The organism is Pseudoalteromonas sp. 120-MNA-CIBAN-0494, from assembly GCF_040308885.1.
Classification (GTDB): Bacteria; Pseudomonadota; Gammaproteobacteria; order Enterobacterales; family Alteromonadaceae; genus Pseudoalteromonas; species Pseudoalteromonas nigrifaciens.
In genome coordinates, this window is the sequence record NZ_JBEOOE010000099.1 from 1 (window position 1) to 488 (window position 488).

The following is a 488-nucleotide window of genomic DNA, read 5'->3' on the forward strand; positions in this document are numbered from 1 at the left end:
CTGACCACCTGTGTCGGTTTGGGGTACGATTCCATATAATCTGAAGCTTAGAGGCTTTTCCTGGAAGTATGGCATCAGCAACTTCATCACCTTAGTGACTCGTCTCGTGTCTCAGGTTTAGTGTTCGTCCGGATTTACCTAAACAAACGCCCTACTCACTTTCACATGGACTACCAACGCCATGCTTGCTTAGCCTGCTCCGTCCCCCCATCGCAATTATATCGAGTACAGAAATATTAATCTGTTTCCCATCGACTACGCCTTTCGGCCTCGCCTTAGGGGTCGACTTACCCTACCCTGATTAACATGGGATAGGAACCCTTGGTCTTCCGGCGTGGGAGTTTTTCACTCCCATTATCGTTACTCATGTCAGCATTCGCACTTCTGATACCTCCAGCATACCTCCCGGTACACCTTCAACGGCTTACAGAACGCTCCCCTACCACTCATCCTAAGATGAATCCGCAGCTTCGGTGCATAGTTTAGCC

1 rRNA gene is annotated in these 488 nt (G+C 49.4%); it reads right to left on the bottom strand.

Annotation, left to right across the window (positions count from 1 at the left end):
- Positions 1–488: ribosomal RNA gene (locus tag AAEY55_RS18155) — 23S ribosomal RNA — on the bottom strand; the annotation flags it as partial.